The 19758-nt window shown below is 33.9% G+C and carries 17 protein-coding genes; 4 read left to right on the forward strand and 13 right to left on the reverse strand.

The window, feature by feature from the left end:
- Positions 1-32: 32 nt before the first annotated feature.
- The 7 genes from RC62_RS18955 to aspA form a co-directional block, all read right to left on the reverse strand.
- Positions 33-980, reverse strand: a complete 948-nt coding sequence (locus RC62_RS18955; protein WP_055097882.1) for a bestrophin family protein — start codon at positions 978-980, stop codon at positions 33-35.
- Positions 981-1031: 51 nt separating this feature from the next.
- Entirely contained in the window at positions 1032-1754 is a 723-nt protein-coding gene (locus RC62_RS18960) for a hypothetical protein (protein WP_055097883.1), read from the reverse strand.
- 77 nt (positions 1755-1831) lie between these two features.
- The gene (locus RC62_RS18965; RefSeq protein WP_055097885.1) at positions 1832-3235 is read right to left on the reverse strand and encodes a sensor histidine kinase; all 1404 of its coding nucleotides are present in this window, start codon (positions 3233-3235) and stop codon (positions 1832-1834) included.
- A gap of 1 nt (position 3236) precedes the next feature.
- Entirely contained in the window at positions 3237-3911 is a 675-nt protein-coding gene (locus RC62_RS18970) for a response regulator transcription factor (RefSeq protein WP_055097886.1), read from the reverse strand.
- A gap of 165 nt (positions 3912-4076) precedes the next feature.
- The gene (locus RC62_RS18975) at positions 4077-4694 is read right to left on the reverse strand and encodes an outer membrane beta-barrel protein (RefSeq protein WP_055097887.1); all 618 of its coding nucleotides are present in this window, start codon (positions 4692-4694) and stop codon (positions 4077-4079) included.
- Between the two features lie 123 nt (positions 4695-4817).
- Entirely contained in the window at positions 4818-6077 is a 1260-nt protein-coding gene (locus RC62_RS18980) for a BamA/TamA family outer membrane protein (RefSeq protein ID WP_055097888.1), read from the reverse strand.
- A 160-nt stretch (positions 6078-6237) separates the two neighbouring features.
- Complete coding sequence (gene aspA / locus RC62_RS18985) at positions 6238-7647, reverse strand: aspartate ammonia-lyase (RefSeq protein WP_055097889.1); 1410 nt, start codon at positions 7645-7647, stop codon at positions 6238-6240.
- A gap of 204 nt (positions 7648-7851) precedes the next feature.
- Between aspA and RC62_RS18990 the strand changes: the two genes are divergently transcribed.
- Positions 7852-8430, forward strand: a complete 579-nt coding sequence (locus RC62_RS18990; RefSeq protein ID WP_055097890.1) for a pentapeptide repeat-containing protein — start codon at positions 7852-7854, stop codon at positions 8428-8430.
- Positions 8431-8609: 179 nt separating this feature from the next.
- Here RC62_RS18990 and RC62_RS18995 read toward each other — a convergent pair whose 3' ends face one another.
- From RC62_RS18995 to glyA, 4 genes are all read right to left on the reverse strand, one after another.
- On the reverse strand, positions 8610-9107 hold the full coding sequence (locus RC62_RS18995) for a GNAT family N-acetyltransferase (protein WP_082421331.1): 498 nt from the start codon (positions 9105-9107) through the stop codon (positions 8610-8612).
- A 23-nt stretch (positions 9108-9130) separates the two neighbouring features.
- On the reverse strand, positions 9131-10171 hold the full coding sequence (locus RC62_RS19000; RefSeq protein ID WP_055097891.1) for a GMP reductase: 1041 nt from the start codon (positions 10169-10171) through the stop codon (positions 9131-9133).
- 285 nt (positions 10172-10456) lie between these two features.
- Entirely contained in the window at positions 10457-11050 is a 594-nt protein-coding gene (locus RC62_RS19005; RefSeq protein WP_055097892.1) for a tRNA-(ms[2]io[6]A)-hydroxylase, read from the reverse strand.
- Between the two features lie 133 nt (positions 11051-11183).
- On the reverse strand, positions 11184-12458 hold the full coding sequence (gene glyA / locus RC62_RS19010) for a serine hydroxymethyltransferase (protein WP_055097893.1): 1275 nt from the start codon (positions 12456-12458) through the stop codon (positions 11184-11186).
- A gap of 108 nt (positions 12459-12566) precedes the next feature.
- Between glyA and fahA the strand changes: the two genes are divergently transcribed.
- Positions 12567-13850 carry a fumarylacetoacetase gene (gene fahA, locus RC62_RS19015; RefSeq protein WP_055097894.1) on the forward strand — a complete coding sequence of 428 codons (1284 nt, stop codon included), beginning with the start codon at positions 12567-12569 and terminating at the stop codon, positions 13848-13850.
- A gap of 174 nt (positions 13851-14024) precedes the next feature.
- On the opposite strand, the gene RC62_RS19020 is transcribed toward fahA, so the two are convergent.
- Entirely contained in the window at positions 14025-15209 is a 1185-nt protein-coding gene (locus RC62_RS19020) for an endonuclease/exonuclease/phosphatase family protein (RefSeq protein ID WP_055098581.1), read from the reverse strand.
- Positions 15210-15513: 304 nt separating this feature from the next.
- Positions 15514-16554 (reverse strand): agmatine/peptidylarginine deiminase, encoded by a 1041-nt coding sequence (locus RC62_RS19025; protein WP_055097895.1) that lies wholly within the window; start codon positions 16552-16554, stop codon positions 15514-15516.
- 187 nt (positions 16555-16741) lie between these two features.
- Between RC62_RS19025 and RC62_RS19030 the strand changes: the two genes are divergently transcribed.
- Both RC62_RS19030 and RC62_RS19035 read left to right on the forward strand, forming a co-directional pair.
- Positions 16742-18265: a choice-of-anchor I family protein gene (locus RC62_RS19030; RefSeq protein WP_055097896.1), complete on the forward strand. Its 1524-nt coding sequence runs from the start codon at positions 16742-16744 to the stop codon at positions 18263-18265.
- A gap of 221 nt (positions 18266-18486) precedes the next feature.
- Complete coding sequence (locus tag RC62_RS19035; RefSeq protein WP_055097897.1) at positions 18487-19752, forward strand: OmpA family protein; 1266 nt, start codon at positions 18487-18489, stop codon at positions 19750-19752.
- Positions 19753-19758 lie beyond the last annotated feature (6 nt).

Here is a 19758-nt window from a genome sequence, read left to right on the forward strand (position 1 = left end):
CAAATTGAGAAACCAAAATCAATTTAATTAAATTATAAAACAAAGTAAGCGTTGTTTTCCGCTTTTTTAGGCTCAGGCTGAAGATGAAACTCATTGATAATATCAAATTCGCTTTGGTATTCGTTCAGCATTTGCGTAATATTCTTTTCAATTGTATTGGCAATAGCCGTTACAGGTGTATCTGTAGCTCTGTTTTCGAAAGGATCCTGCAAGTGAATTGCCATTCTTTCGATTAGAAAAAAAGCTGCAGCAATAGCCGTAATTAATGGAATCGCAAACCAGCTAAGTACACTAATTAATCCAAAAGGCAGTAACAAAATAAACAAACACAATGTCAATCTGATGTACATACTGTAAGTCGTTGGGAAAATGGTATTTTTAATACGCTCACATTTACCCATTTCATCACACAATCTCGATAATGTATTATCAATTTCTACCTGTTGGTACATATTAATACGTTTGTCATTTTTAGCATTTCGCAGATCTCTTGCATGCAGTAATAAAATCGCATTAGGTATGTTTTGATGGTTTTTTACAAAACGCATTTCTTCTTCGCTAATCAAACCTTCAAGAGGTTTTAGGGCATCTTTATTTCGAAGGGATTGCCCTAAACTGTAGCACCAGGCAATTTGTCTCTTTGCAAAATTTTCTTTGAATTCGTTTGCTTCTACAGAAAAATCAGGATCTTTATAAAATGTCAGTACTTGCCTGATCAGTGTTCTGGAATCATTTACAATTGCTCCCCAGACAATTCGTGCTTCCCACCATCTGTCATAAGCCTGATTTGACTTAAAAGCCAATAGCAGGGATATAATGGTACCAATCATTGTTGGTATTGCAATTGGGATATCTACGGGAAGATTGATGAAATAATTGTGAAAAACTTCAAATAGTATGGTATAAGCCAATACTAATGTAATTTCTACTTTAATTTTCCCGAGAACGTACTTCATTGGTATTCTTTTCTTTAACAACATATCTTTCGGTTTAAAATTAAACTTGTGTATTTTTTTAGCAACAATTTGGTCTTATGCCATTTCTTCATAAAGTGAGAGAACCGGAAGCCCTAATTTGTCGTTTAGATTTTCTGTTTTCTTTTTCTTGAATTTGATTTTTTCGCCTTTGCGGGTTTCAACCAATAAATCGATATCATATTTTGAAATAGCTTCAGATAAATGAGGTGCAAAATTTTCGTAATTATCTTCAAAACTGGCAGTCTGACTTACAATTTCGAATGAAAAATTGGCACTTAAAAACTGCTGTACATCTTTGACATGCATATTACCGCTCGCATTTTCTATATAAAGTGCTTTATTAAAATCATCTTTGTATTGCTCTAAGCTTAAATGTAATATTGGGCATTTTTGGTTTGCAGCCAGTTGTACTACATATTGATGAATTCTTTTTGTTTCCTGTTTATATGAATGTGTAAGAATCATTAATTTTACAGAGAAAACATCAATAATACGTTTAAAAATTGGAGACGAAAGTCCGTATTGATTGTGTACTTTTATTTTGCAGTTTGGAGTGTGATCTATTATATAGCGACAGGTATCAAGTACAGTTTCCTGACTTGCAGTAAGTCCGGTGCGCATTTCGCGTAAGTAACCTGATGATGAAAAAGTATCTGGAGCATCTGAAACCATCATTAAAATGATTTCACAACCTGATGATTTTGCCTGGCTGATTGCTGATTTTACAGCGCAAATAGTATCATCTTTTAAAGTGGTAGGTATTAGGAAATTTTTCATATGTACAATCGTTTAGTTTATACATACAAAATAACTTCACCAATATTAGAAGGGTCTTAATATAAAATTAGAAGTTTCTAAGATTCAACATTAGAATTTTTAATGTTGATTTTCTTTATTTTTGATTTATTAAAAACAATAGTTACAATAGTGCCTTTATTTTGCTCTGACTGAACTTGTATTTCTCCATCATGCATTCGTATAATTTTTGAAGCCAATGGAAGTCCTAAACCATAACCTATATATTTTGTTGCTATTTTTCCTCTAAAGAAAGGTTCATACAAATGCGGAATATCTTCTGGCGGAATACCAATACCAATATCATTAATAGCGATCTTAATCATTTCCTGATTTGCAGAAAGTGTCACAAATACTTCGTTATTATCAGAATATTTTACACCGTTTGTAATAATATTATTAATTGCCAGCTCTAAAAGAGGCTTATTACAAGGTATTAAAAGCAGATTAGAATCTTTTGGAGCAAAATTAAATTTCATACTCACGCGATTATCAGGATAAATTTTATCCAGATCAGATTTTACATCCATTAACAACTCGTCTATTCTGGCAATATCCAGTACTTGTTTTTTACCATCGTAACCGGTTTGTGTGAGCTTTAATAAGCTCTCTGTCAGGTTTCCTAATTTTGAAGCCTGATTGTATATATTCTCTAAAGACTGAATATATTCTGAAACATCCCTTTCTTTCAAAAGCATAATTTCAGACTCGGCGATAATAGTTGTTATTGGTGTTTTTAATTCGTGTGATGCATTGTTTATAAAATTAGCCTGGATTTCAAAAGAGGTTTCCAAACGATCCAGCATATCATTAAATGTCTCGGTAAGATCTGAAATTTCATCTGAATTTTTAACTTCAGGTAATCTGTTATGCAAATTAGATGCACTGATCCTATTTACTTCTCTGGTAATTCTCGCTACTGGATTAATAACCCTTTTTGCCAGAAATCTTCCTAAAAAGAAAGCCAAAAGGATAAATGCAATACCTCCAAAAATTAATATTTTTGCAATAAAAATAGTCGTCGTTTTTCCTCTTCGGTCTCTTGCGGCAACTATTACAATATACCTTTGATTGTTTTCTTTAAAAACCTGTCCTAAATAATATTTGCTGTTTACTTCAAAATAATCTTCTCCGGTTCTTAAAACATTAGTGTAAAACTCGTTTGGTAAATTTAAATTAGTATTATAATCAAAACTGTTGGCGCTGTTTATTTTAAGAACAAATTCTTCTTCTTCAATAAGTTCTTCAAGTCCGTTTTTCTTTAATTCCCGGTAATATTTACTTTTTTCAGGATCATTCTGAAAATGAATTGATGCCACAATTTTAGCCCTGTCTTCTAATCGTTTTAAGAAGTGGTATCTGTTATTTTCACGAAACAGTACAAAAACGATAACACATAATAATAGTGTACTAAACGTAGAAAGTGCTACATAAGTAAAAGTGATTTTTTTTCTTATATCCATTTTATGGCTTTATGACATAACCTAAACCTTTCATGGTATGAATCAGTTTGGTTGCAAAAGGTTTATCTATTTTTTTTCTTAAATAGGTGATGTAAACATCAACAACATTGGTATTCATATCAAAATTAATATCCCATACATTATCTAAAATCTGATCACGGGAAACAATTCTTCCACTATTTTTCGCTAAATAATACAATAGTTTAAATTCTTTTGCGGTTAAGATTATAGATTCACCATCTCTTTTTACCGTTTTAGCCCGTGCATTTACTTCTAAATCGCCTACTGTTATACTATCGATTCTTTCGGTTTCCTGATGTGCTCTTCGGTTTAAAGCGTTAACCCTTGCATCAAGTTCTCCAAATTTAAAAGGTTTAACGAGATAATCATCGGCACCGGCATTAAGTCCTGTTACAATATTTTCTGAAGTACCAAGAGCTGTTAAAAGCAAGACTGGAACAAAGTTTTTACTGGCACGCAGTCGTCTGCAAATTTCAATTCCGTTAATATCCGGCAGCATTACGTCTAAGATTACAACATCAAAATTATAGTTGTGAAGCATTTCTAAGGCTGTTGTACCATCCATGGCTACACTAACTTCGTTGTTGTTTTCAGCAAATCCCTTGCGCAAAATCGATAAAAGATTTGGTTCGTCCTCGACTATAAGTAATTTCATTTTGATTAATGTTGAATAACAAAAATAACGATTGCCATTAAAAATATAAATCACAATAGTTATAAATTATGATTTAATTATGAACAGTAACTTTTAGCAACTAAAAAAAGCATTCACCAGTGGCAAATGCTTTTGTATTTTTAAATATGCTTTTTGGGTATGCTATTAATTTTTGAAGTTGAAACTTAATACGGCACCAAGTCCAAACTGATAAGTACTTACATAATCTTCTACACCAACCGGCCCATAATAGGTCCAGTAATAACTATTGCCAACTGCTGCAGACATGGATTGAAGATACGCATTGATATTTACAGAAACTGATGAAGCCGTTTTAATTTTTACACCGCCTTTTATGTTCCAGGCAAAATAAGTTCCGCTGCCGCTTTGTGGTGTTTCGGTAATCCCAACGCCAAGTCCTCCGCCTAAATAAGGCAATAAGTTTGATCCTATGTCGAAATAATGTGTGGCATCAAGAAGAATAAAATTTAATGCTCCTTTATCGTCCCCCGCATTTAATTGATTACCTGCCGGATCGTAAAAGGGAAGTTTAGTATCTGCTCTTAGATATTTTACTTCGACTGAATTGTTTGTAGAGAAAAAATATTCAAAACCTGCTCCATATTGAAAACCATCTTCAATAGTTGCAGAATAACCATCATAATCAATCGTATCAGAAAAATTGTAACTACCATACAAGTTAAGAGAAAAGGATCTGGCATCCTGGGCCTGCATCCCTATTGCCGACAGGAAAACAACTAATAATAAACTGTACTGTTTCATAATATTTGTTTTTGAAAGTTAATTGAATCTCAAATTTAAGTTTTTTCTTTCGAATATTATGATTTAATTATGATAAAATTCTCACATTTAAAACATAACCATTTGATAATTAATTTTTTAAATTCAAAAACTTTCACCAGCATTCAAATAGAATCCTTTAGAATTATTTCCCCACGCATAATCGACAATCAGGTTTGTTCGTGTTTTTTTATCAATTAAAATGCGCAAACCTACTCCCACAGCAGGTTGTACTGATCTAAACAAAGAGATGTTATTATCGTCGTTACTTGCGGTTACAAAATTAGTAAAGACTGTCCCGCTAAACATTTGGTCACAAGTAATTGGAAACCTGAATTCTGTTGAAAGATAAATCAAACCGTTTCCTCTAAACAATCCCTGTGTATATCCTTCTCCGCTCCGGCTGCGCTGATCCCAGCCAATGGCCGGTAAGTTTAAGTACGGAACTTTTCCTCTTGTTACAAATTGACCGTAAGTCCAGAGGGCTAAGATATATCTTTTGTCTTTACTTGAAACTGGTATAAAATGACGGTATTCTGCATACAAAACATTACTGTAATCCTGATTATTAAACAAAACCGGATTAAAACGATAGTTGATATTGGCAAACCACCCGTGGGTTGAATTAACCTGATTGTCTCGTGAATCATACACTAAGTTGAGACTTATCCCATTTAAAAAATATTCTAAATCACTAAATCCGTGTTTTTGGCTATAAGTATAATGATAGGTATATTTTTGATTCCCGATATCCAGATCTTTATCTTTTATACTTGTATACCAATCGAGATTTATTCCTCCGCCAACATAAAAATTATTGTAAACTTCAAAAGATACGGTTTGGTGAAATTTAAAATAATCGTAATCCATTGGTTGTGCAATAGAATCAATACTAAAATTATTTTTCCTACTGTGATGTGGAATATTAGTAGTTCCCAGTCCGTAATTGGGCTGTGAGAAAATATACAATCGATAATCTCCACTTAAAAAAATCCTGTTGTTCCTGAGCAGAATATTATTCTTCACGTTTACAAGCCATTGTTTCTTTGCCGTATATGTTATTCCTAAATTAGCAATAGAGTATTTATCTGATTCTTGTTTTCCTTTGAAAGTATATTGTGCTACTCCGCCAAAAAAGAATCCGGTTGCAGGCTGTGAACCAATCGCTGGAATAACCAGGAAAAAATTATTTTTTGTGGGTTTAACAACATACGCAGAATCCTTTTTTTTAAAGATTTCCAGTATTGTTCTGGGAGGACATAATTCCGGATTAACAGATTCCTGAGCAATGGAGTTGAATGTCACAAAAAAGAGTAACCCGAAGATTTGAGAATGAAAACAATTATTTTTTAAAAAATTTATCATTTTAAAATTTTATTTCTTCTAAATAGCGCTCAACCTTTATGTAAATATATACCTAATTTTCAATATTTTACACAATAATTATTTTAAAAAACAGTAGTTGAAACCACAAAAAAAGCCGTCAATAAAATTGACGGCTTTTAAAATTATAAGGGTAAATATTTTATTTCGTAATAAACTTAGGATTTATTAAATTGTCTAACGAATAAATTTCGTCCCATTTTTCCTGAGTAATTAATTTTCTCTCGACTACTACAATATCATGTACGCTTTTATTCATTTGCAAAGCTTCACCAGCAATACTGGCACTAACTTCATAACCTAAAATTGGATTAAGCTGAGTAACAATACCAATACTGTTCATTACCATATTGTAACAATGGTCTACATTTGCAGTAATTCCTATAATACATTTATCAATTAAAGTCTGAATTGCATTCGACAGGTAATCTAATGATGTAAACATGGCAAAGGCAATTACCGGTTCCATTACATTTAATTGTAATTGTCCTGCTTCAGCTGCCATAGTAACCGTAAGATCCTGACCAATAACATAAAAGCAAGTTTGGTTGACCACTTCCGGAATTACGGGATTTACTTTTCCGGGCATTATTGAAGATCCGGGCTGACGCGCCGGTAAATTTATTTCGTTAAGACCAGTTCTGGGACCTGAGCTTAATAGTCTTAGATCGTTACAGATTTTAGAAATTTTTACGGCAGTTCTTTTTAGTGTTCCCATAATCTGAACGTATGCTCCGGTATCAACTGTGGCCTCAATTAAATCAGGAGAAAGCGTTAACGGAATTCCAACTTCTTTGGCGAGATAATTTACACAAATTTCCGGATATCCTTCCGGTGCGTTTACTCTTGTACCAATTGCAGTTGCCCCCATATTGATCTCCAAAACCAGACTTTGAGCATCCTTTAATCTTTTAACATCTTCGCCTATTGTAGTCGCATATGATTTAAATTCCTGCCCTAATGTCATAGGAACAGCGTCTTGCAATTGCGTTCTTCCCATTTTCAGGACACTTTTAAACTCCTCTCCTTTTGCAGCAAAAGCAACTTCTAAACCTTCTAATGTTTTAATAAAACTTTCCATTTTCATGTAAAGTGCAATTCTAAATGCCGATGGATAAGCATCATTGGTTGATTGAGAACAATTTACATGATTGTTAGGATGCAGGAAATTATATTCTCCCTTTTTATGTCCAAGATATTCAAGGCCAATATTGGCAATAACTTCGTTAGCATTCATATTTACCGATGTTCCGGCTCCTCCCTGAATCAAATCACTTACAAATTCCTGATCAAATTTACCTGAAATAACCTGATCACTTCCATAACAGATTGCTTCGGCAATTTTAGGATCAAGAGCTCCACAATCTTTATTTGCTAAAGCAGCAGCCTTCTTAACATATCCCAATGCTTTGATAAACAAAGGTTCCTTTGAAATTGGAATCCCCGTAATGTTAAAATTTTCTACAGCCCTAAAAGTTTGGATACCATAATATAAATGATTGGGAATGTCTAATTCTCCCAGAAAATCATGTTCTTTTCTTGTTGATCCCATATAATATAAATGTTATGTTTTAACGAAAAATAAGTGTAAAGCTACAGCAAATTAATAGTATAATAAAGCAATTCGAAAAACAAATCTGCTCGTTTTTTTTTAAATCCACTAGTTTTAGAACTTAAAAAATAATGCCATTTACTATCCAATTAATGCATTGTAATTATTATCTTTTGGAGCTTAAAATAATCCTTAATAATTGCCTTGAAAAAAGAGTCTGAATATTTCCTTGATAAAGAATACGATACCATTGTTTATGGTAGAGATAATGCCAATTTTAAGGATTTTGAATGTTGTGTTTTTAATAATTGTAATTTTTCTGCCTGTACTTTTTTAGCAGTTACATTTATTGACTGCATCTTTAATGATTGCATTTTTAATGAGGCCAAAATAAATTATGTAGCTTTTAGAACTGCAACTTTTAATCGTTGCGAAATCAAAGAAGTGAATTTTGCAATGTGCGACAAACTCATATTTGAAGTTCACTTTTATGATTGTATTCTTGATTTTTCTAAGTTTTACACCTTAAAAATAAAAGGAACCACATTTACCAATTGCAGTTTAATTGCCGTAGATTTTATGGCAACTGATCTTACAAGTGTTCTTTTTGATAATTGCGACTTATATCGCTCAGAATTTGACAAAGCAATCGCCAACAAAGCCGATTTTAAAACCAGTTATAATTATACTATTGATCCTTCAAAAACCAAACTAAAGAAAGCTGTTTTTTCTTTGAAGGAAGTAAAAGGATTGCTGTTTAAGCATGATGTGATTGTGAGTTAAAACAAACAATACAAAAGACTGTATTTCAACAAAATTAACTACAAATACGCACAGTTTGTCATTCCGAGGAACGAGGAATCTCCACAAGAAATTCTACAAAAATTGTCAACTATTCTGTGCGGAGTTGCTTGTGGAGATTCCTCGTTCCTCGGAATGACAAGAATCAGAAAAAATTACTTTTATATTTTTTTCTTCATCACATAATCTTCCATCAAATAACCGTTTCCAATTTCGATATCAACTTCTTCTTTAACTTCAAAACCTATTTTCTTATAAAAACCTAAAGCCGGATTAAAGCGGTTTACGTTTAAGGATAAAGCTGTTGAATTATTTTGTAAAGCCAATTTTTCAATTTCGTCAATAACTTTTTTACCGATTCCTTTTCCTTGGGTTTCCGGCAAAAGATAGATTTTATGAATTTTAGTTATTGCTTCTCCATTATATTTATGCTCTATTCCGATAAAACCTATATTAGTTTCATCTTCATCAATCATATAAAATAATTGTATTTCTTCATTGTATTGTTCGATTAAAGCTTCAGTAGAATAAAAAAGCCCCAACATATAATCTAATTGTTCTTTTGATAGAATTTCACCGTAAGTAATTGGCCATGTAATATTTACTATATTCTGAATTTGCTTAATATCGTTTATTGTTGCTGCTGTAATCTTAATCATAATTCTATTTAAAATACTTTTTATTATTTAGTAAAAATTTGATTTTCCTGTTCGCTTACGCGGATGAAAGTCGTTCGTTTTGTCAACTCTTTTAGTCTCGAAGCGCCCACATAAGTACACGTGCTTCGCAATCCTCCTAAAATATCCAAAACTGTATTGATAGCATTTCCTTTATAAGGCACCTGAACTGTTTTACCTTCACTGGCTCTATATTCTGCAACACCTCCAACATATTTATCCATTGCCGTTGTAGAACTCATGCCATAAAATTGTTTGAATTTTTCGCCGTTTATTTCGATTAACTCTCCTCCGCTTTCCGTATGTCCTGCGAGCATTCCGCCCAACATAACAAAATCTGAACCTGCACCAAAAGCTTTCGCAACATCTCCCGGAGTTTTACATCCGCCATCACTTATAATATGTCCGCCTAATCCATGAGCGGCATCTGCGCATTCTATAATAGCCGAAAGTTGCGGATATCCAACGCCTGTTTTTACACGCGTTGTACACACTGAACCAGGACCAATACCGACTTTTACAATATCGGCTCCAGCTAATAATAGTTCTTCGACCATTTCGCCAGTAACCACATTTCCGGCAATAATGACTTTATCGGGATATTGTTTTCGGGTTTGTTTTAAAAACTGAACAAAGTGCTCTGAATAACCATTGGCGACATCAATACAAATAAATTTCAGCAACGGATTTGCAGTTATAATTTGACCAATTTTCGCAAAATCTTCTTTTCCTGTTCCTGTACTAATAGCTATATAATCATAAAAATCCGGCGTAACATTTTTCAAAAAATCATTCCATTCTTCTAATGAATAATGTTTATGAATGGCTGTAAAAAGCTTCTCTTTGGCTAAAACCTGAGCCATTTCAAAAGTACCAACGGTATCCATATTTGCCGCCATAATTGGGATTCCTGTCCAGATTGTAGTAGAATGCAAAAACTTAAAATTCCGTTCCAGCGACACTTCTGATCTGCTTTTAAGCGTTGATCTTTTTGGTCGAATCATTACATCTTTAAATCCTAATTTCAGATCAGTTTCTATTCTCATAGCTTTGAGTTTTTCGTTACTCTCAAATATAGGGATTTTAGATTGTTGATTGCAGATTTTAGATTATTAAAACTTTGTTTTTATTTGAACGCGGATGACACAGATTCGCTATCGCGAAAACGCAGATTTATACGGATTTTTTTATTTGGAAAAATTTATTATTGGGTCGCGTTTCGACTTCGCTCAACGTGACAAACGTGGAAACTGAGACTAAGACTGAGACTGAGACTGTCCTGAACACTAAAAAAACTGAAAACTGAGACTGAAAACCGAGACTAAAAAATTCTACCCGTGTATCGTTTCTCCTTTTCCGTAGTTTGTAATAATTGATTCTTCGTAAGCCAACCATTCTCTCCAACGTTTTTCAACATCGATTCCTACTCCGTATTTACGGGCGTAAGTAATGAAAGTGGTGTAATGCCCAGCTTCACTTTCCATTAATTCTCTGTAGAAAACAGCTAATTCTTCGTCCTGAATATTTTCAGATAAAACTTTGAAACGTTCGCAGCTTCTGGCTTCGATCATAGCAGAGAATAACAATCTTTCTACAAGACCTGAAACTCTGCTGCCGTCTCCGCTTTTCTTCATATATAAATACAATTCATTTACATAATCGTCTTTGCGTTCGCGTCCTAGTTTTAAGCCTCTTTTGATTATGATATTATGAACTTGCTCAAAATGATCGATTTCTTCTTTGGCTAAAGCCAATAAATCTTTTACCAAATCCTGATGTTCAGAATTGTTGGTGATAATTGTTATTGCGTTTGTTGCTGCTTTTTGCTCGCACCAAGCGTGATCTGTCAGGATTTCTTCAATATTTTTTTCTACAATATTTACCCATCTTGGATCTGTTGGTAATTGTAATCTTAGTACGCCCATTTTTTATAAGTCTTAAAGTTGTAAAGTCGAAAGTTGTAAAGTCAAAAAAAGTCGAAGATCAAAACTAAAATAGAATTTTTACATTCCATTTCAAGACTTTCGACCTTCGACTTTAAGACTTTATGACTGATTTTTAATAAACGAAAATTGGTCTTTCGCTCATCATTTCATTTACTTCGTTTGCTACTTCTTCGATAACAGCTTCATTGGTATGATCAGCTAATACTTTATCGATTAAAGCTACGATAGTTTCCATGTCTTCTTCAACTAAACCACGAGTTGTGATTGCAGCTGTTCCTACACGTATTCCTGAAGTTACAAATGGTGATTTATCATCAAATGGAACCATATTTTTATTTACAGTAATTTCTGCTTTTACTAATGCGTTTTCAGCTTCTTTACCAGAAATATTTTTATTTCTTAAGTCAATAAGCATCATGTGGTTATCAGTTCCTCCAGAAATAATTTGGTATCCTCTTTTTACAAAAGCATCTGCCATAGCATTTGCATTTTTTTGCAATTGCATTGCATATGTAAAGAACTCATCTTTTAATGCTTCACCAAAAGCAACAGCTTTAGCAGCGATAATGTGCATTAAAGGTCCTCCTTGATTTCCAGGGAAAACAGCAAGATCTAATAATGAAGACATCATTCTGATTTCTCCTTTTGGAGTTTTCAACCCTTGTGGATTTTCGAAATCTTTCCCCATTAAGATCAAACCTCCACGTGGTCCGCGTAATGTTTTGTGTGTTGTTGTAGAAACAATATGACAATGTGGAATTGGGTCATTCATTAATCCTTTTGCAATAAGTCCTGCAGGGTGAGAAATATCAGCAAACAAGATTGCTCCAACGCTATCAGCGATTTCTCTGAAACGTGCAAAATCCATATCACGAGAATAAGCCGAAGCTCCTGCAATGATTAATTTTGGTTGTTCTTTTGTTGCAATTTCCTGAATTTTATCATAGTCTAAACGACCCGTTTCAGCATCTACACCATAAAAAACCGGTTTGTATAAACGACCTGAAAAGTTTACCGGAGAACCGTGAGTCAAGTGACCACCGTGAGATAAGTCGAAACCTAAAATAGTATCACCAGGATTTAAACATGCATGGTAAACTGCTGTGTTTGCCTGAGATCCTGAGTGTGGCTGAACATTTGCATATTCTGCACCAAATAATTCTTTAGCTCTGTCGATCGCAATTTGCTCAATAACGTCAACTACTTCGCAACCGCCGTAGTATCTTTTGCCAGGATATCCCTCAGCATATTTGTTTGTTAAAACAGACCCAGCTGCTTCCATTACCTCATCACTTACAAAATTCTCTGAAGCGATAAGTTCTAATCCGTGAATTTGTCTGTCTTGTTCCTCTAGTATAAGGTCAAAAATTTGTTCGTCGCGTTGCATTTTTTCGTTTTTCGTTAATTTCCTGCAAAAATACAAAAAAACGTTTGTCAAACTGCTAGATTATGATATATTTGACATACAATTTTTCAACAAATAATTAACATTCACATGCCAATAACCGCTAACGATACCAAAAGAAAATCATGGTTAGAAGTGCCAGAAAATAGCGACTTCCCTATTCAAAATATTCCTTTCGGTGTATTTCTTACCAAAGAAAATGTCGTTACTGTAGGAACACGAATTGGCGACTACGCTATAGATTTAGGGGCTCTACAACAATTAAACTATTTTGCAGGAATAGATTTAACTGATGATATGTTCATGCAAGACACGCTTAATGATTTTATTTCTGATGGAAAAAAAACATGGCGTTTAGTTCGAAATCGCATTGCCGATATTTTCGACGAAACTAACCCACAACTAAGAGATTCAACAAAAGATCGAGATATTGTTATTTTTCAAATTGACGATGTAGAAATGCAATTACCTGTTTTAATTGGTGATTACACTGATTTTTACTCTAGTAAAGAACACGCTACGAACGTGGGAAAAATGTTCCGCGATCCTGAAAATGCTTTATTACCAAACTGGCTGCACATACCTGTAGGATATCACGGAAGAAGCTCTACTATTGTTCCGTCTGGAATTCCGGTTCACAGGCCAATGGGACAAACTTTACCGGCTGGAGAAAAATATCCGGTTTTTGGACCTTCTCGTTTGGTAGATTTTGAATTAGAAACAGCTTTTATTACCACTGACGTAAATATAATGGGAGAAAATATCCCAACTTACGAAGCAGAAGATTATATTTTTGGAATGGTTTTATTGAATGACTGGAGCGCGCGTGATATCCAGAAATGGGAATATGTGCCACTAGGTCCATTCTTAGCAAAAAACTTTGCTACATCAATTTCTCCGTGGATTGTAACTATGGATGCCTTGGAGCCTTTTAGAACTAAAGGTCCTAAACAAGATCCATCACCGTTACCTTATTTACAGACTAAAGGGAAAAAAGCTTTTGATATTCATCTTGAAGTTTCTATTAAACCTGAAGATGCTGAAGAAACTGTGGTTTCCAAATCAAACTTTAAATATTTATACTGGTCCATGAGTCAGCAATTAGCGCACCATACTTCAAACGGTTGTCGCGTAAATTCTGGTGACATGATGGGTTCCGGAACGATTTCAGGCCCTACTCCGGACAGTTTTGGTTCTATGCTGGAATTGACTTGGGGAGGAAAAAATCCTTTGAAATTAAATGACGGAAGCGAACGTAAATTTATCGAGGACAATGATACGGTTATCATTAGAGGTTTTTGCGAAAATGCTGAAGTAAGACTTGGTTTTGGAGAGGTTTGCAGCCAATTATTGCCGCCTTTTATCAGACCATGAAGAGCAGATAAATTATCTGAAGAGATATAAAATAAAAAACCTTGTTATTGCTAACAAGGTTTTTTATTATGGTTTAATCTCGTAAAGTCGTCAAGACACAAAGTTCTTTTCTCATTTTATTTCACATTTCGACGTCAGGAGAAATCTTCACGAGAAACTCTATAAAAGATCTATTTACTCCAAAATTACCTTTACCCAAACCAAACGATGATCCGAACTTGATTCACGTTTTTCAACCAATTCTGACATTGGTTCGCCTTTGGCAGGCCAAAACACACCACTGTTAACAAATTTAAAACCTAGTTTGGAAGGCAACACATAATCAGCACGCATTCTCCAAAAAGCAGTATGGTTAATTCCGAAAGCATTTTCAGGAGTATATTCAGCACCACCTTTACTCGCAGGCGAAAATTCACTATTAACTTTTGGACTGGCAAGTAATGACTGTATACCTTCTTTGATAGCGTTTCCTTCAACGGGCGAAGCATTTTGATCTCCCATTATAACAAATTGAGAATTTGCAGCTAACCCGCCTTTTAAGCCTTTGTCATCATAAATATACGAAGCGGAATTGTCTGAAATGTAGTCCTTCCAGAACCTAATTTCATCATGATTTCTTTTTCCATTACGATCTTCATCACCATCAAAAGACGGAGGAGTCGGATGACTCGCTAAAATATGAACTGTTTTCTTGTCAACCCGAACAGGAACGTCCCAGTGAGATTTTGAAGATAATGGAAATTGTGACCATGCCTCTTTGCTATACCAGTCTGATCCATCCGCCTTTTTAGTAAGCAGTGGTTCTGGCATATCTTTCCATTTAAAATTTTGAAAAGTACGAACTGCTTTAACATCAATAGGATATTTTGACAAAAGTACCATCGCATATTGACCGGGATACATACCAAATCCCCAGGCATCACTCCCGAAATTTTCCAACTTTCCGTCATTGTTTAAATCGTAAGGACTTGGCTGACCGGTATTCACGGTTGAGTAATAGTAATAAGGATAATCAATAGCTTTTGCTCCGCCTTGAGCCACTTTTAAATAATTTTTGACAAACGCCTTTACACCTAGTTTAGGATTTTTAATGTAGTCAAACTCGTTTAGCAGAATAACGTCAGGCCTTACGGTCTGAATAATCTGGGCAATATTTTTGATTTGAGCATTATTTCCTGAATTAAGCTCATGGATCAATATCTGTTCCGAATTTCCCTTTGTACCTCTTGGAGAATAATTTTCAGATTCCATACTTACATTATAGGTCGCAAATGTAAGTTCAGTTTTTTTTTGCGAATGAGACTGTGAGAACACAACTCCTGCAGAAAGCATGGAGAGGGTAAAAAATATTTTATTCATATAAAAATTAAATCTGCATTTCTGCATTATTGAATATACAAATATAAGAATGTTGTTCCGTACACCCGGCAGTCTGCATGTTAAGCATATATCAATAAAAAAGGCTTTAGTCAAAATACAAATTTTGATTAAAGCCTTTAATGAAGACGTATTTTCCTCCATTTAAAACTGGAGACTATTGAATAAATTTAAACTTAAAACTTTTTCAGGACTTCAACTTCAGTCAGTCTGACAAACTTATAAAAAGACTTTGTGACTTTGCGAGATAAAAAACCCGTTTAATCTATGCAATCTGTGGCTAATATTATGCTGGAATCTGCTGACTCAAGCAATGTAGTGTTCCAAATCCCCAGATAAAATCAATACAGCTTATTCCGATTACTTCTCTGTCTGGAAAACATTCTGATAATATATTTAGTGCGACTCTGTCATTGCTATCATTAAATGTAGGTACTAATACACAATTATTCAAAATCAAGAAGTTAGCATAACTTGCCGGTAATCTTAAATCTTCAAAATCAACACGCTTTGGCATTGGTAATGCTACAATAATTGGAGATTTTCCGTCTTCTAATTTTGCATTTTGCAAACGTTTCAAGTTGTCTTGTAACGGCTTGTAATTAGCATCATTTTTATCTGTTTCTACAATCGTTACAATTGTATCTTCATTTACGAATCGGCATAAATCGTCGATGTGTCCGTGTGTATCGTCACCTTCAATTCCATTTCCAAGCCAAATTACATTTGTAACTCCTAGATATTCCTTGAAAACAGCTTCATAATCTTCTTTGGTGAAATTTTTATTTCGAACCTGAATTGTCGGGTGCATTAAACATTCTTCAGAAGTCAATAAAGTTCCTCTTCCGTTTACATCAATTGCTCCGCCTTCTACAATTACCGGTTTTCCTTTATAGATTACCTGCGTTAGAGGAACATCGATAAAATCAGCTATTTTAGAAGGGACAAATTTATCCAATTGATAATTTTTATATTTAGCCCAACCATTAAAATTGAAATTCAATGCTTCTCTTTTTGAACCATTTTTTACAATAATTGGTCCTGAATCGCGCATCCAGCTTCTGTTCGTTTTATGAATAATGAAAGATATATTCTGAATATTTACACGGGCTCTTTCTAACATTTCGGCTACTTTTTCTTTTAGTTTTTCATCGGCTACGACCAAAAAAACAGTTTCAAAAGTGGCTACTTTTTTAATAAATTCTACAAAAGCCCATTGAACAGCTTCGTATTTTCCTGGCCAGTCGTTACCATTATGCGGAAAACACAATACAATTCCTTGTTGTTTCTCCCATTCTGCTGGAAATCTTCTATTATTTGTTGACATAAAGAGGTTCTAAATTTGAAAGTGTACAAAGATAATCATTCAAAAGGATTATAAAATACTACAATCAAAATCATATCATATTTAAATCAAATATCTGATTTGGTTTAAGTTTAAAGATTAAATAATACAGCCTTAATATGGGACCATTTTCTCGTAATTACATTTGGCAAAACTAAAAAACACAAAAATGAAAAAACTAACTATTTCATTATTAGCCGCTTTATCTATTATGGTAAGTTGTAATAATGATGAAAATTCGAACAGCCAGGAACCTGAGGTTGTTGTAAATGAAAATCCGGGAACTTTTAAAGAAATTGGTTCTATAACTATTGGAGGAGAAGGTGCAGCAGAAATAACGGCTTATGACGAAAAAACAAAAAAACTTTTTACAGTAAATAATAGCGGAACGAATCAGATTGATGCTATTGACCTGTCTGATCCTGCAAAACCAGCCAAAATTGGGAAAATCGATTTAACTCCATATGAAGGAGCTTCAAACAGTGTTTCTGTTTTTGATGGAAAACTGGCAGTTGCCCTGGAATCAACTGTAAACAAACAAGGAAACGGAAAAGTAGTTATTTTTAATACTACAGATTATAGTTTGATTAAACAAGTTACTGTTGGTGCATTACCTGATATGGTTACTTTTTCACCTGATGGAAAATATATTATGACGGCTAATGAAGGGGAACCAAATACAGATTACACACAAGATCCAAACGGAACAATTTCTATTATTGAAGTAGCTAATAACTACACTGTTACAACTTTAGATTTTAGTTCTTTTAGCAATCAGGCAGTAGCTTTGCAAAAAGATGGTTTTAGAATTTCAAAGTTTGCCAAAAGCTTTGCTCAGGATATCGAGCCTGAATATGTTACTATTTCAGATGATTCAAAAACGGCCTGGGTTACACTCCAGGAAAATAATGGTGTTGCAAAAGTAGATTTAACTTCTAAAACAATTACAGCTATTTATCCATTGGGTTTTAAAGATTTTAATACTGCTGAGAATGCAATTGATGTTTCAGATAAAGATGATAAAGTGGCTTTTAATCCATGGAAAGTAAAAGGGATGTTTATGCCTGATGGTATCAGCCATTTTTCTGCAAATAATACTCCGTATTTTGTTACCGCAAATGAAGGTGATTCAAGAGAATATACTGCGTACTCAGATATTAAAAGAATGAAAGACATGAAACTTGATGCAACTGTTTTTCCTGATGCTGCAACTTTAAAATTAGAAACCAACTTAGGCAGATTAAATCTTATTGCTGATATGGGTGATACTGACGGTGATGGTGATCTTGATGAAATGGTAGCTTTTGGAGCACGTTCTTTTTCGATCTGGAACGGAAATACTGGAAAAATTGTTTACGACAGTAAAAATGATGCCGATAAAAAAACAAATGAATTAGGAACTTATGATGATAAACGCAGCGATGATAAAGGTTCTGAACCTGAAGCTGTAGTTGCAGTTAAGATGGGAAGTCAGAATATTCTGTTTGTTGGACTTGAAAGATCAGATTCTTTTATGACTTATGATATTACAAATCCTGCCTCGCCTCAATATTTGCAAACAGTAAAAACCGGAGATGCTCCAGAAGGAATATTATTTATTCCAGCGTCTAAAAGTCCAAGCAAGAGAAGTTTGTTAGTAGTTAGTAGTGAGGGAGATGGAACTATAAAAATCTACCAGCCGGATTTAAAATAAACCTAATATTTACAATTTTCAAAAAGAGCTAAAAAATAAATTTAGCTCTTTTTTTTGCTCTAATATTTCGATTCTTTTAACGTATTTACATAAATAAAACCCAAAAGGTGGGAATTATGTAAGAGCGAATAGAACACATTCTAAAACTCGTAGTATAATTTTGTCCAGAGTTTAAAAAGAAAAACTCTTAATAATCACAATTAAATTAAAATTTGGATATCATGAAAAAGAAATTAGCTTCAGTATCGCTCTTACTATTAGCATTTGCTGCAAATGCACAAAATATGGCAACAACATCAACTCAACCATCTATTGAAAAACCGGGTTATAACAGATGGTCGATCGAATTGAATGGTGGTTTAAATAAACCTACAAGAACAATGACATCTGGTTACTCTACTGAAACTGTAAGTCCGTTTCACGCAGATTTAGGTGTAAGATATATGTTTAACCCAAAATTTGGTTTAAAATTTGATGTTGGTTATGATCAATTTCAGGAACGTGATAACACACCTGATTTCGAAAGTAAATATTACAGAGCAAGTGTACAAGGGGTTATTAACCTTGGTAGAGCTTTAAACTTTGAGACCTGGACAAATACATTTGGTTTATTAGCACACGGTGGTTTTGGTGTTTCTCAATTAAGTTCTGATAAAGGTTTTGACGGAAAAGATTACATGGGTCATGGAATCATGGGTTTAACAGGACAAGTTAGATTAAGCAACAGAATTGCTTTAACAGGAGATCTTACAGGTATTGTTAACGGAAGACAAAACCATAACTTTGATGGGCGAGGTCTTACTTCAACTGGTTCATTTGATGGTGTTTTACTAAACGCTTCTGTTGGTTTAACTTTTTACTTAGGTAAAAACGAGAAACATGCTGACTGGTATTCTGAAGAAAACGAAAGATTAAACAAATTAGAAGACAGAGTTACTACAATCGAAACTGGTCTTATTGATACTGATAAAGATGGTGTTGCTGATTTGTATGACTTAGAACCTAATACTGTTTCAGGAGTTGCCGTAAATACTAAAGGACAATCTATTGATACCAATCAAAATGGTGTTCCGGATGAATTAGAAAGCTACTTAGACAAAACTTATGTTAAACAAGGTAGTCAAACTGCAACAAACAATACTGTTGAAGAGTTGATTAACGGAGGTTATGTTAATGTTTATTTTGACTTTAACTCTTCTAAACCAACAAATGCTTCATTATCTGGTGTTGACTTCTTAGTGAAATACTTGAAAAACAACCCAGGAAAATCTGCAGATATCATTGGATATTCTGACGAAATTGGAAGTTCAGATTACAATACTGAATTATCTAGAAAAAGAGCTGAATCTGTGAAAAAAGTAGCAGAAAATGCTGGAATCGATGCTTCAAGATTGAATGTAATTGCTAACGGTGAAGATACTTCTGTGAATAAAAATTCTAAAGAAGCTCGTCAAATCGTAAGAAGAGTTACTTTCAAAGTAAAATAATCTTAT

Origin of the sequence: Flavobacterium aquidurense (assembly GCF_001404985.1) — a bacterium.
GTDB classification, from domain to species: Bacteria; Bacteroidota; Bacteroidia; order Flavobacteriales; family Flavobacteriaceae; genus Flavobacterium; species Flavobacterium aquidurense_B.

What these genes read in the sequence shown, in the direction of transcription:
- aspA (WP_055097889.1), bottom strand. Translation starts at nt 7,647, where the DNA reads ATGGGATCAACAAGAAAAGAACATGATTTTCTGGGAGAATTAGACATT.
- RC62_RS18995 (WP_082421331.1), bottom strand. Translation starts at nt 9,107, where the DNA reads ATGATTAAGATTACAGCAGCAACAATAAACGATATTAAGCAAATTCAG.
- fahA (WP_055097894.1), top strand. Translation starts at nt 12,567, where the DNA reads ATGCCAATAACCGCTAACGATACCAAAAGAAAATCATGGTTAGAAGTG.
- RC62_RS19030 (WP_055097896.1), top strand. Translation starts at nt 16,742, where the DNA reads ATGAAAAAACTAACTATTTCATTATTAGCCGCTTTATCTATTATGGTA.
- RC62_RS18980 (WP_055097888.1), bottom strand. Translation starts at nt 6,077, where the DNA reads ATGATAAATTTTTTAAAAAATAATTGTTTTCATTCTCAAATCTTCGGG.
- RC62_RS19005 (WP_055097892.1), bottom strand. Translation starts at nt 11,050, where the DNA reads ATGGGCGTACTAAGATTACAATTACCAACAGATCCAAGATGGGTAAAT.
- RC62_RS19025 (WP_055097895.1), bottom strand. Translation starts at nt 16,554, where the DNA reads ATGTCAACAAATAATAGAAGATTTCCAGCAGAATGGGAGAAACAACAA.
- RC62_RS19020 (WP_055098581.1), bottom strand. Translation starts at nt 15,209, where the DNA reads ATGAATAAAATATTTTTTACCCTCTCCATGCTTTCTGCAGGAGTTGTG.
- RC62_RS18960 (WP_055097883.1), bottom strand. Translation starts at nt 1,754, where the DNA reads ATGAAAAATTTCCTAATACCTACCACTTTAAAAGATGATACTATTTGC.
- RC62_RS18975 (WP_055097887.1), bottom strand. Translation starts at nt 4,694, where the DNA reads ATGAAACAGTACAGTTTATTATTAGTTGTTTTCCTGTCGGCAATAGGG.
- RC62_RS18955 (WP_055097882.1), bottom strand. Translation starts at nt 980, where the DNA reads ATGTTGTTAAAGAAAAGAATACCAATGAAGTACGTTCTCGGGAAAATT.
- RC62_RS18965 (WP_055097885.1), bottom strand. Translation starts at nt 3,235, where the DNA reads ATGGATATAAGAAAAAAAATCACTTTTACTTATGTAGCACTTTCTACG.
- RC62_RS19035 (WP_055097897.1), top strand. Translation starts at nt 18,487, where the DNA reads ATGAAAAAGAAATTAGCTTCAGTATCGCTCTTACTATTAGCATTTGCT.
- RC62_RS18970 (WP_055097886.1), bottom strand. Translation starts at nt 3,911, where the DNA reads ATGAAATTACTTATAGTCGAGGACGAACCAAATCTTTTATCGATTTTG.
- glyA (WP_055097893.1), bottom strand. Translation starts at nt 12,458, where the DNA reads ATGCAACGCGACGAACAAATTTTTGACCTTATACTAGAGGAACAAGAC.
- RC62_RS19000 (WP_055097891.1), bottom strand. Translation starts at nt 10,171, where the DNA reads ATGAGAATAGAAACTGATCTGAAATTAGGATTTAAAGATGTAATGATT.